This is a genomic window from Actinomycetota bacterium (assembly GCA_030776625.1).
Lineage (GTDB): Bacteria > Actinomycetota > CADDZG01 > CADDZG01 > WHSQ01 > MB1-2.
Genome location: JALYHL010000003.1, coordinates 209,074 through 220,669 on the forward strand (window position 1 = coordinate 209,074; position 11,596 = coordinate 220,669).

Consider the following 11,596-nt stretch of genomic DNA (forward strand, 5'->3'; position numbering starts at 1 on the left):
GAGGACCTGCTTATCCTTCAGAGGTGAGCTCCATCGACGCCGCGACCGGCGAGCGCCTAGAGACCCCGCGCTCTGCCACCACAGCGGACAGCCTCGTTCAACGAGCGTGGACCGAGTCGCTCCGCCTCGCGCTGCTGTCTCGGGTGTCCTTCTTCGGCGTCGGCCTCGCGGTCAGCTGGATGCTGACCACGAACACGACGGGCGCCCCCGCCACCGGTTTCGAGGAGATGTGGCGGCGATGGGATGCGGACCACTTCCTCACCATCGCGGAGTATGGCTACACCGCGCCGCAGAGCGACGAGCATGCGGCCGCATTCTTTCCCGCCTTCCCTCTCGCGGTGCGCCCCCTGTTGTGGCTCGGATTCTCTCCGGTGGTAGCCGGCCTCGTCGTGGCGGCGATGGGCGCGATCGTTGCCGGCGTCTTCCTCTTCAGGTTGGCCGAAGAGGAGATCGGTGAGGGCGCAGGGAGGCGCGCCCTTCTGTACCTCACGATCTTTCCCACGGCGGTGTTCCTGATCGCTCCCTACAGCGAATCGATCTTCCTCGCGGGAGCGATCGCCGCCTTCTACTACGCGCGCCGCGCCCGCTGGCACCTGGTGGCGCTGCCGGCGGCAGTTGCGATGGGAGCGCGCGCGGCGGGGCTGTTCCTGATCTTGGGACTCGCCGTCGAGTTCGTGCGCCAGCGGGAGTTCTCATTCGAAAGGGTGGGCAATGCGCTCTTCTCGTTGATCGTCGGCCTCCTGCCTCTGCTTGCCTACGGCGCGTTCCTCGCCCGCGCCATGGGGAACCCATTCCAGTTCCTCGTTCATCAGAGGGAGGGGTGGGGGAGGACCTTCGTGGGTCCCGTCGCTTCGTTCATGAACACCTGGAACACGTGGGACGTGTCTACGCACCCGACGAACTGGCTCCTAGCCTGGCGGCTAGAGATAGTGGCGGCCGCGGTCGGCCTCGCGTTCGTCGTGTGGGCCCTGTGGAAGAAAGAGTGGGGTTACGCCACGTTCATGGGCTCGTTGCTTGCGGTGCTCGTGACGAGCACCTGGTACTACTCGATCCCGCGCATGCTGTTGACGATGTTCCCGGTCGTGTTGTTCCTGGCAAAGGTGACACACGAACGGCCGCGGTTGCACGAGTGGATGATCATCGGGCTCGCTCCGCTTGCGACGTTGGGAGTAGTGGTCTTCACCCAAGGCCACTGGTTCTACTAGGGGACGGGCCGGCGTCTTATCTGGGGAATGACCCCCTTCCGATTGTGGTTCCATTACTTCATGGGCGGGGTCGTCTCTTCTCGTAGTCGGGTCCTGGTCGTGCTATGCGTCGTGCTCGCGGCACTGACGGGCTCGGTCGGCACGCGCGCCCAGGTTCCGGTCGCAGATGGCCCCGGCCCCCAGGCGTGTGATGACCCCACCAACTCCGTGTCGTTGTTCGCCGAGGAGCTGCCGGGCGGACGTATCGGATACGGGCGCTCGGCGGGTACCGCGCAGGTTCCGGGACCTACCCTCGAGATGACTGAAGGTGAGTGTTTGCAGGTGACGTTGGTGAACGACACCGACAAGAAGTTGAGCATGCACGCGCACGGCGTGGCCTACACCTTCGCGAGCGACGGGACCCCTCACAACCAGGGCTGCGTCGCGCCCGGCCGGGCAAAGACCTACGTCTTCAACGCGCCGGGGCCCTCTACCCGCGCGGACGGGACGATCGATCCCGGTACCGCCGGCTACTGGCACTACCACGACCACTGCATGGGCACTAATCACGGCAGTGGCGGCGTTCGGAGCGGTCTTTACGGTGCCTTGATCGTTCGTCGCGCCGGGGACCCCGAACCGGATCGAAAGCCCGTCGTCCTCGTGATGAACCAGATCACCTTCAACAACAAGGTTGCGCCTCGCACTCCGATGCCGATCGTGAACATGGGCGAGCGTGTCGAGTTCGTCGTGATCGGACACGGCGATCTTTTCCACACCTTCCACTTGCACGCGCACCGCTGGGCCGACAACCGCTCGGGGATCATCACGGCACCATCGGACTCGGCGCGACTCATAGACAACAGGACCGTTGGACCCGCGGACTCGTTCGGGTTCCAGGTGGTGGCGGGTGAGCACGTGGGGCCGGGGGCGTGGATGTATCACTGCCACGTCCAGAACCACTCCGATTCGGGGATGGAGGGCCTCTTCGTCGTCAGGACCGCAGGCGGCGAGATGACCGAGCAGACGAAGGCCGCTATCCGGCGCTGGAAGCGCGGGACCCGACACCATGGCTGAGGTGCGGCGGCAGGCCGTCTTGCTGTTTGCGTTCGCAGGTCTGATCGCGGCGTCTCTTGTCGCCGCACTCCCGGAACGCGCCGAAGCCGCGTCGACGACGGTGTCGGTCCGTGACAACGTGTTCTCGCCGGAAGAGGTCCGGATCGACCCGGGTGACACGGTCCTGTGGGCGTACGACCGCGGGCAGAACACCCACACCGTCACCTCCGACGAACGCGGCGAGTTCGCGTCGGGGGACATGCGCCCGGGGGAGACGTACTCACACACGTTCAGCCAGGAGGGCTACTACCCGTACTTCTGCCGGTACCACGGCGGCCGCGGGGGAGCGGGCATGGCGGGCCTCGTGATCGTCGGTGACCCTCCGGAGCCGCCCCCGACCACGACCCCCTCGGGAGAAGACCGTCCTCGCCTCGTGGTTCCTACGGAGTTCCCCACGATCCAGAAAGCCGCAGACGCGGCCAATCCCGGCTCCACGATCGTGATCCGGCCCGGCGTCTACCGAGAGGCGGTCATCGTCAAGACGCCGCGTCTCGTGATTAAGGGCGTCGACAGGTTCAGAACCGTCCTTCACGGCGGGGACTCGAAGGAGAACGGGATAATCGTGGACGGCGTCCACGACGTGACGGTGAAGAACCTCACCGTCCGGAACTTCCTCCAGAACGGGGTCTTCTTCAACGACGCCACCGGGTACGCGGTGAGCCGCGTCGACTCGATCAAGAACCGTACCTACGGCATCTACGCCTTCAACTCCTACGACGGCATCATCAAGAAGTCATTCGGGTGGGGGAGCGGGGACTCAGCCTTCTACGTCGGCCAGTGCCTCGGCTGCTCCGCGCTTATCGAGAACGTTCACAGCGAGATGAACTATCTCGGTTACTCGGGCACCAACGCGACGGGTGTGGTGATCAGAGACTCGACCTTCGTGCGCAACGGCGCGGGCGTGGTTCCGAACACGCTTCCGACGGAGGAGCTGTCGCCGAACCGGGGCACCACGATCATCGACAACGTCATCGAGAACAACAACTACGAGAACATCCCGGCGGCGGGCTTCTCGGAGAACGTCGGCATCCCCTTCGGCACCGGTGTCTGGCTCGCGGGCGTTCACAACAACATCGTGAAGAAGAACGTGATCCGGAACCACAACCGGTACGGCGTGCTGATAACGCAGAGCATCGACGAGGACTCGCTGCCGATGAACAACCGCGTGCGCTACAACCTCATCCGGTCGTCGCGCAAGTACGACCTCGCGTGGGACGGAACGGGCGCGAACAACTGCTTCTACAAGAACGACTTCACCGGCCCCACCGGTCCTCCCGAAGCGCAGACGATCTATGCGTGCCCGAACCGGCCTTTCGTCGGAGTGCCGTTCCCGCCCGTCCAGGCGGACGTCGCCGCGGCGGTCGCGAACAGCCAGACCAGAGAGCAGGAAGAGCCGCCGGAGCCGGATCGGCCGCGGTGTCAGAAGGGCGCGCCCGGCTGCACGCGCTAGACAGACGCGCCTAGAGCGTCCCACCGTCCTTTTGTGGTCGAATCGCACAACCGGCGCCTCGCAGGGTGGCGCGTTCGTGATCGAGAGGGGGACTAGATGCGGCTGCCGTCTGCACGAGGGCCCATAAGCGAGTCCCTCGTAGAGCGACTGCCGGGCTCGCCCGGAGGCATCGCTCCTATAGACGAGCACGGCGACCCGCTCTTCGACGACGACTTCCAGTTGTCGCTGTTCGTCTGTTACGAGCTCCACTACCGGGGGTTCGATGAGGTTTCGGACGGGTGGGAGTGGGAGCCCTCAGTCATCGCGCTCCGCAACGAGCTCGTTGCCGCTTTCGAGTCGGCTCTCGAAGCCAAGGTCCAGCGGCGGCAGGTTCGGGCCGAGGACGTCCCGGCAGCTCTGAAGAAGCTCGCGCTCGCGAGCGGCGGACCGTCGCTGTCGCGGTACCTGGAGGAGCGTGCGACGGTCGAGCAGTTCCGCGAGTTCGTGATGCACCGCTCGATCTATCACCTGCGCGAGGCGGACCCGCACACCTGGGTCGTGCCGCGCCTGGGCGGCGCGCCGAAGGCGGCACTGGTCGAGATCCAAGCCGACGAATACGGCGGGGGGATCTTGCACAGGATGCACTCGAGCCTTTTCGCCGGCTTGATGGCCTCCTTCGGGTTGGACAACTCCTACGGCGCCTACGTCGAGCAGGCGCCGGGGGCGACGTTGGCGACGCTCAACCTGATGTCGACCTTCGGGCTGCATCGCCGCCGCCGCGGAGCGGCCGTGGGACACCTCGCGCTTCTCGAGATGGATTCATCGATTCCTAACCGCCGCTACGCGAATGGGTTGCGCCGGCTGGGGTTCGGTGGAGAAGTGACTCGTTTCTACGACGAGCACGTCGAGGCGGATTCGGTCCACGAAGCGATCGCGGCTCATGACCTAGCAGGCGCTCTGGCGGTACAAGAGCCGGAGTTGGCGACGGACATCGTTTTCGGCGCGGAGGCCCTCGCGTTCGTCGAGAGCTACTTCGCACAGACGCTGTTGTCGGCGTGGGAGCAGGACTCGACCTCCTTGAGGCAGCCCGCGCCACACAGCAGATGATGCCGGGGGACGTCTCCTACGTCCTTCCGCTCAAGTGGCAGGAAGACTCCGAGCTCCCGGAGCTGACGTCCTATCTGCGGTGGCTGTCGGAGCAGGTCGCCCAGGTGATCGTGGTAGACGGCTCACCGCCAGAGGTCTTTGCCGTCCACGCTCGCGAGTGGGGGAGCCACGTCCTCCACGTGCGCCCCGACCCCCGTCTTGGCTTCCGGAACGGCAAGGCGCTGGGAGCGACCACCGGCGTGCGTCTGGCGGAGACCGAAGCCGTCGTGATCGCGGACGACGACGTCCGCTACGACCGCCGCTCGTTAGAGCGGGTCGCGGCGTTACTGCGCGCCCACGATCTGGTGCGGCCACAGAACTTCTTCGACCCGCTGCCGTGGCACGCGGCGTGGGACAGCGCGCGGTCGCTGATCAACCGGTCGGTGGCGACGGACTACCCGGGCACGCTGGGGATCCGCAAGAGCCTCTTCGAGCGCGCCGGGGGTTACGACGGCGACGTCTTGTTCGAGAACCTCGAGCTGATCCGTACGCTTCGCGCCGCGGGCGGTCGGGAGGCGGCTCCACTCGACCTCTACGTGCGCAGGCGTCCCCCTGAGACCTCGCGCTTCTTCGACCAGCGGGTACGCCAGGCCTACGACGAGTTCGCTCTGCCCGGGCGGATGGCCGTGTGGCTCTCGATCGTGCCGGCGCTGGTCTGGGCCGCTCGGCGCCGCGCCTACTGCCACGTCGCGATCGCCGCCGGCGCGTCTGTCGCCGTGGCAGAGGTCGGGCGCCGAAGGGGAGGAGGAGCTGCGGTCTTCCCGGCCCGGGCCTCGCTGTTCGCTCCGGCCTGGCTGCTCGAACGGGGTGTCTGCATGTGGCTGGCCGTAGCTCGGCGGGCGAGGGACGGTGGCGTCCGCTACGCGGACGGGGTGATCGAGCGAGCCGCCACCCCGATGAAGGAGCTCGAGCGGCGCTTCGGCTAAGACGCCGGCGTTGTCGAGCGAGTCGCCACCCCGATGAAGGGGGCCTGACCATCGCTTCGGCCGATCCGCCGGTGTTAGAGGGCGCCGCCACCCGTTAAGGGCTTCAGCGGCGGTTCGGCTCCTTGGGCTAAGAGGCCGGGCGCGGGGCCTCGCAGCCACTCGGGGCCTGGAAGCGAGACGTCTTGTGCATCCCGTCGCAGAACGGCTTGATCTTGGACCGGCCGCAGCGACAGAGCGCGATGGTCTTGCGGCCCGGGTCGATCTCGTTGCCGTCGACGTCGGTGAGCTTGAACGAGCCGCGGATCAGGTAAGGCCCGTCCTCGTGTGGCGTGATCGTGACGTCCTCCATGACGCCAGCCTAGTCGCACACGGTCGCCCTAGGGGAGCCGCTGGCAAATCAAGTAGACATAAAGTCGCACGCGATCGCCCTAGGGGAGCCGACGCCGAATCAAGTAGACATAAGATTCATTATGGGCACACAGCAACGCCAGCGAGGGCGCCGCCATACTCGAGGCTAACTTCGGCTTCACGCATACTTCCGGCATGGGTCGGCGCGACGTTCATCTGCTGGATGGCGTAGCGGAGGACGCCAGGAAGCTGGTGCGGCGCAGGAAGCAGCCGAACTGGATCGACCCGATGCTGGCGACGCTCACCGAGGAGTACTTCTCGGACCCCGCGTGGGTGTTCGAGCCGAAGCTGGACGGCGTGCGGTGCCTGGCCTTCAAGAGCGGCAAGCGGGTTCGGCTCATGTCGCGCAACCAGTTGTCGCTCAACGATCGTTACCCGGCGGTGGTCGACGCCGTGAGCCGGCTCGAGCTCGCCGAGGGCATCCTCGACGGCGAGGTCGCCGTCGTTAGCGCCGGCGTGTCTCGGTTCCAGTCGCTTCAGCGGCACCTACTCGAGGGCGCGGGCTCGCTCGCGTACTACGTCTTCGACGCCCCGCACCTGGCGGGCCACGACCTGACGGCGCTCCCCCTCCTTGATCGCAAGCAGATCCTTGCCAACGCCGTTACTCCTGGTGCCGTCATCGAGCTGGTGGGATACCGGGAGGGATCCGGAGAGGCCTATCTGCAGGAGGCGTGTGAGCAGGGATGGGAGGGCCTCATCGCGAAGCGCGCCTCGGCTCCTTACGTGCAAGGCCGCGCTAAGGAGTGGCTGAAGTTCAAGTGCTCCAAGGAGCAGGAGTTCGTCGTCGGAGGCTTCACGGATCCGCAGGGAGCGCGCGAAGGGTTCGGCGCGCTGCTGGTCGGTTACCACTCCGACGAGGGGTTCCTCTATGCGGGCAAGGTGGGTACCGGCTACAACCACGCACTGCTGCGGTCGCTCACGGCGCGGCTCACGGCGCTAGAGCAACCAGAAAGCCCCTTCGCCGGCAAACCTCCGGCGCGTAAACGGGTCCACTGGGTGCGACCGGAGCTGGTCGTGCAGGTCGGGTTCAGCGAGTGGACGAGGGATGGGCGCCTGCGACATCCTCGCTTCTTGGGCGTCCGTGACGACAAGGACGCCGGCGACGTCGTAAGGGAGGCCGGGTAAGACGATGCGCGTCGCGCTTCGACCGAGTGGCCTAGCTGGCGGCGCCACAGAGCCCGGACACGTCATAAGGGAGAGAGGCTGATCGTGTGGAGGTGACGTTCGACGAAGCCGTCGAGTTCGCGGGGCAACTCATAGATGGCCTCGGGATCCTCATCTTGGTCGTCGGCGCGTTGGTGTCTCTGGCGCGCTATCTGGTGCCTCTGGCGATGCGCCGCGCCGGCGACGACGAGTACCACCAGGTGCGCAGGAGGCTCGGGCGCGCGATCCTCCTCGGGCTGGAGCTCCTCGTGGCGGCAGACATCATCCGCACGGTGGTCATCTCCCCCACCCTCGGATCGGTCGCGGCGCTCGCGCTGATCGTGCTGATAAGGACCTTCCTGAGCCTTGCTCTGCAGATAGAGATCGAGGGCAAGCCGCCCTGGCAGCGCAGATCGTCGGGGGGCTAAGACCTCCGCAGCGCTGCTTGCGACGCCTCCCGGGCTCCCTCCTCGGCTCCAGGGCGATCCTCGAGCGTCCCTGCTCGGGCTTACGGGCCGCTCAGGATGGCTCTTGACCGCCGCCTGTTTCGCCGACCGTCGACGCGAGTCGCTCTACTAGAGGAACGAGCTCGGTGAGTACCTGATCCTTGCGCAGGAACGAGTCGGACCACGTCGTGTCTATGTCGGAGATCGCGGATACGCCGATGATGTGGACGCCCGGCGAGAAGCTGCGCAGCATCCGGCCCGTAACGCCACCGTTGAAGCCCGGCATCTTGTAATCGAGGATCACGATCCGAGGTTGCTCCTGTCCTGCCGCGACGAGAGCCTCCGATCCGTCCCACGCGACCTCGACCTCGTGTCCGGCGCGGGCCAGCAGCTCCTTCACCGCGAGCACGAAGGCGGGGTCGTCGTCGACCAGCAAGATCCTCATAGAGCCTCCACCGTAGCGGTTGATGACGACTCGGGGCGTAGGGCGCTCTCGATGTGGTCGAGGAGCTCCTTCGGTGGCACGGGCTTCGAGAGGTAGTCGTGGCACCCCAGGGCGAGGGCTTCTTCCCGCAGGCCGGGCCGAGCGTCTGCCGTGAGCATCAGGACCGGCAGCTGAGGGATGACGCCCTGCTGCGACCACGCCTCGAGAACGTCCATCCCGCTGATCCCCGGCAGATTCAGGTCGAGCAGGACGAGGTCGACGCCGCCGGCCATCTCCAGAGCCTCCTCCCCCCTGTGGGCCTCCGCGACCTCGTATCCTCGCCCGGCCAGCATCAGGCGCAGCAGCAGTCGCATGTCGGGCTCGTCGTCTACCACCAGGATCCGGTGTCGGGTCACGGTGCAGCCTCCAGGCGGATGACGAACCGCGCTCCCCCACCCGCTCCGGGCTCGTACGAGATCTCTCCCCTGCTCGCTTCCACCAAGCTCTTAACCAACGCGAGACCGAGGCCGGAGCCGCCGACGGAAGATGCCGACTTGCCACGGGTGAACGGCTCGAACATCTTTGGGACGAGATCGGGAGGCACGCCTGCTCCGTCGTCGCTGATCGTGACCGCGACCTTACCGTCTTGCCGGCGCGCCTCCAGCTCGACGGTGGGGCCGCCGTATCTGTACGCATTCACCAACAAGTTCGAGATGACGTGATCCATCCCATGGGGATCCGCGAGAACCACTGCATCGTCTGCGATGTCGAGGTGAACGTCTTTGCCTTCCGGAGGAGGGATGTTGTCCACGGCCTGTTGCGCGACGGCGGCTAGCTCCACAGCGTCGAGCTCGGCCTTGAACGTTCCTTCCTTGAGCCGAGCGATGTCCAGCAGATTGCGAACCATGGCGGTCAACCTCTCCGACTGGCGGTGCAAGGCCGTGACGCATTGGTCGATCTCCGCGGGCTTCATCCGGTCCCGGCTCTCATGGAGCAAGGCGGCTGTTCCTGCGATCACCGTCGCCGGCGTCCTTAGCTCGTGCGCGGCGTGTGAAACGAAGCGCTCCCGGAATGCCTCGAGCTCGCGGCGATCGGTGATGTCGGTCATCTGCACGATGTAATGCGGACCGAGTGAGACGGCCGCCGGGATGAACGAGGCCGTGACGAGCACGTATCTCTGGACCGGGTCGCGCGATATGAGCTTCCTCTCCGCGTGCGACGCTCCGGCGGGGTTGCTGGTGCTGAGCTCGCTGAGCTCGAGCGGCGGTTCCTGCGGATCGAAGAGCTCCCGGATCGAAAATGACCCCGCGGTGGTGACGGCCTTGCCGGTCATAGCCTCTAACGCTCGGTTGGCGCGGAGCACCGACCCGTCCAAGGCGACCAGCGCGACGCCGGTCGGCGCGTCGTGGAAAGCTCTGCGGAACCGCTCCTCGCTTATCTGCAGCTCTTTGTTCTTCTGGTGCAGCTCGATGAACACCGATACCTTCGACCGCAGCACGGTCGGGTCGAAGGGCTTGAAGAGGTAGTCGACGGCACCGGCCGAATATCCACGGAAGACATGCTCGGCTTCCTTGTTGATGGCCGTCAGAAAGATGATCGGGATGTACCTCGTCCTGTCCAGCTGCTTGATGTAAGCGGCTGTCTCGAACCCGTCCAGCCCCGGCATCTGGACGTCGAGGATGATCACCGCTACCTCCTTCTTGAGCAAGCATCGAAGGGCCTCGTCTCCGGAGCCGGCCCTGATGATCTCTTGCTGCAGAGGTTCCAGAGCCGCCTCGAGGGCCAAGAGGTTCTCGGCACGGTCGTCGACGATCAAGATCCCCGCACCGCCGCCACCGCCGCTCCCGAGGCGCTGGCCTATCGGCAGATCCGTCCGAAGAGCCATCAGCGCGGCTCTCCCGCAAGCTTCGTCAGGTATGTGGGGACGTCCTCGAGATCCAGCACCGCTCCGGGTCGTCTGACCGCATCGAGGGCGGCGGACGGCATGTCGGGTCGCTCCGCGGTCGCGGGGTTCTGCACGATCGTGAAGCCTCCCGCCTTGTGGATAGAGGACAACCCTTCAGCTCCGTCCGCGTTGGCGCCGGTCAGAACCACGCCGATCACCCGGTCGCCGTAAGCGTCCGCGGCGGATTCGAACAGCACGTCGATCGAGGGCCGGCTGAACTGCACCGGCATGTCTACGCTCAACTCGAAGAATCCGCGATCCACCAGCAAGTGATAGTCGGGTGGTGCGAAGTAGACGCGTCCTGGCTCGATAGGTTGCTTGTCGTCAACGGTGCAGACTGGAAGCTCGCAGCGGGCGTCGTAGTACGCCGCCAGTCCCTTGTCCCGCGAGTCCGCGCTGCGGTGCTGCGCGATGACGACGGTGGGCCTGAAGTCTCCCGGGAGGCCGCCCAGCACCGTCTTGACGGCGGCCAGACCGCCCCAGGAACTGCCGATCGTCACGATGTCGTACCTCACGCTGGCCGCCTGTAGATCTTGTGTTCGGGTTCGGCCCGGCCGTATGACAAGGCGTTGTCGTAGGTCATTCCGCCCGCCTGTAGATCTTCTCTTCGGCGTCGAGCTCGTCGTAACGGGACGCGACGCTGCTGAACCGGATCGACTCCTTGTTTCCGAGGGCGATGATGCCCAGGTTCACGAGGCTCTCGTAGAAGAGCTCGTGAACGTGATCCTGCAGCTCCTTGTCGAAATAGATCATCACATTCCTGCAGATGATGAGGTGGAACTCGTTGAAGGATCTGTCCGACACCAGGTTGTGGTGGGCGAAGACGACGTTTTCGAGCAAGCTGCGGTCGATCCGCGCCTGGTCCCGGTCTGCCTTGTAGTACTCGGAGAAGGCAGACGTCCCGCCCCCGCGGTGGTAGTTCTGCGTGAAGGTCTGCATCCGATCGAGCGGGATGGTGGCCTCGTGCGCTCGCTCTAGCACGCGCTCGTTGATGTCTGTCGCGTAGATCCGCGCCCGCTCGAGGAGACCCTCCTCCTGCAGGAGGATCGCAACCGAGTACACCTCCTCGCCGGTCGAGCAGCCGGCGTTCCATATCCGGATGAACGGATAGGTCCGCAGTATCGGGACGACCTTCTCCCGCAGCGCCAGGTAGAAGGTGGGGTCGCGGAACATCGCGGTCACGTTCACCGACAGGTCCATCAACAACGCGTCCATGGCCACCGGGTTGTGCAAGACGCGCTCCTGCAAGCCCGAGATCGTCTTTACTCCCTCGGCATCTGCACGTCTCCACAACCTTCTCCGCAAGGAGCCGCGGGCGTACCTCCGGAAGTCGTACCCGTAGTGCTGATAAACGGCCTCCAGCAGCATCCTCATCTCGATGCTCTCGATGTCGTCTCTCGGAGGGTCCGAACCCCGGTGCGCAGGCATGCCT

The 11,596-nt window shown here is 65.6% G+C and carries 13 protein-coding genes; 7 read left to right on the forward strand and 6 right to left on the reverse strand.

What is annotated here, in order from left to right:
• Window positions 1-23 precede the first annotated feature (23 nt).
• From M3N53_07155 to M3N53_07175, 5 genes are all read left to right on the forward strand, one after another.
• On the forward strand, window positions 24-1,205 hold the full coding sequence (locus M3N53_07155) for a hypothetical protein (GenBank protein MDP9068107.1): 1,182 nt from the start codon (window positions 24-26) through the stop codon (window positions 1,203-1,205).
• A gap of 27 nt (window positions 1,206-1,232) precedes the next feature.
• Entirely contained in the window at window positions 1,233-2,258 is a 1,026-nt protein-coding gene (locus M3N53_07160; protein ID MDP9068108.1) for a multicopper oxidase domain-containing protein, read from the forward strand.
• Window position 2,259: 1 nt separating this feature from the next.
• Window positions 2,260-3,747 (forward strand): plastocyanin/azurin family copper-binding protein, encoded by a 1,488-nt coding sequence (locus M3N53_07165; protein ID MDP9068109.1) that lies wholly within the window; start codon window positions 2,260-2,262, stop codon window positions 3,745-3,747.
• A 96-nt stretch (window positions 3,748-3,843) separates the two neighbouring features.
• The gene (locus M3N53_07170) at window positions 3,844-4,833 is read left to right on the forward strand and encodes an iron-containing redox enzyme family protein (protein MDP9068110.1); all 990 of its coding nucleotides are present in this window, start codon (window positions 3,844-3,846) and stop codon (window positions 4,831-4,833) included.
• Entirely contained in the window at window positions 4,782-5,798 is a 1,017-nt protein-coding gene (locus M3N53_07175; GenBank protein MDP9068111.1) for a glycosyltransferase family 2 protein, read from the forward strand. Before M3N53_07170 ends, M3N53_07175 begins: the two co-directional genes overlap by 52 nt.
• Window positions 5,799-5,925: 127 nt before the next feature.
• Here the strand turns inward: M3N53_07175 and M3N53_07180 are convergent, their stop codons facing one another.
• Window positions 5,926-6,147: a CDGSH iron-sulfur domain-containing protein gene (locus tag M3N53_07180; GenBank protein MDP9068112.1), complete on the reverse strand. Its 222-nt coding sequence runs from the start codon at window positions 6,145-6,147 to the stop codon at window positions 5,926-5,928.
• Window positions 6,148-6,341: 194 nt separating this feature from the next.
• Here M3N53_07180 and ligD point away from each other — a divergent pair, with 194 nt between their 5' ends.
• Window positions 6,342-7,331, forward strand: a complete 990-nt coding sequence (gene ligD / locus M3N53_07185; GenBank protein MDP9068113.1) for a non-homologous end-joining DNA ligase — start codon at window positions 6,342-6,344, stop codon at window positions 7,329-7,331.
• A gap of 92 nt (window positions 7,332-7,423) precedes the next feature.
• Window positions 7,424-7,777, forward strand: a complete 354-nt coding sequence (locus M3N53_07190) for a DUF1622 domain-containing protein (protein MDP9068114.1) — start codon at window positions 7,424-7,426, stop codon at window positions 7,775-7,777.
• A gap of 91 nt (window positions 7,778-7,868) precedes the next feature.
• Here the strand turns inward: M3N53_07190 and M3N53_07195 are convergent, their stop codons facing one another.
• The 5 genes from M3N53_07195 to M3N53_07215 form a co-directional block, all read right to left on the reverse strand.
• On the reverse strand, window positions 7,869-8,240 hold the full coding sequence (locus M3N53_07195) for a response regulator (protein ID MDP9068115.1): 372 nt from the start codon (window positions 8,238-8,240) through the stop codon (window positions 7,869-7,871).
• Window positions 8,237-8,635: a response regulator gene (locus M3N53_07200; protein MDP9068116.1), complete on the reverse strand. Its 399-nt coding sequence runs from the start codon at window positions 8,633-8,635 to the stop codon at window positions 8,237-8,239. The genes M3N53_07195 and M3N53_07200 overlap by 4 nt, the downstream gene beginning before the upstream one ends.
• The gene (locus tag M3N53_07205; GenBank protein MDP9068117.1) at window positions 8,632-10,104 is read right to left on the reverse strand and encodes a response regulator; all 1,473 of its coding nucleotides are present in this window, start codon (window positions 10,102-10,104) and stop codon (window positions 8,632-8,634) included. The genes M3N53_07200 and M3N53_07205 overlap by 4 nt, the downstream gene beginning before the upstream one ends.
• Window positions 10,104-10,679, reverse strand: coding sequence for a chemotaxis protein CheB (locus tag M3N53_07210; protein ID MDP9068118.1), 576 nt, complete (start codon window positions 10,677-10,679; stop codon window positions 10,104-10,106). The genes M3N53_07205 and M3N53_07210 overlap by 1 nt, the downstream gene beginning before the upstream one ends.
• 64 nt (window positions 10,680-10,743) lie before the next feature.
• Window positions 10,744-11,592, reverse strand: coding sequence for a protein-glutamate O-methyltransferase CheR (locus M3N53_07215; protein ID MDP9068119.1), 849 nt, complete (start codon window positions 11,590-11,592; stop codon window positions 10,744-10,746).
• Between the last annotated feature and the right edge of the window lie 4 nt (window positions 11,593-11,596).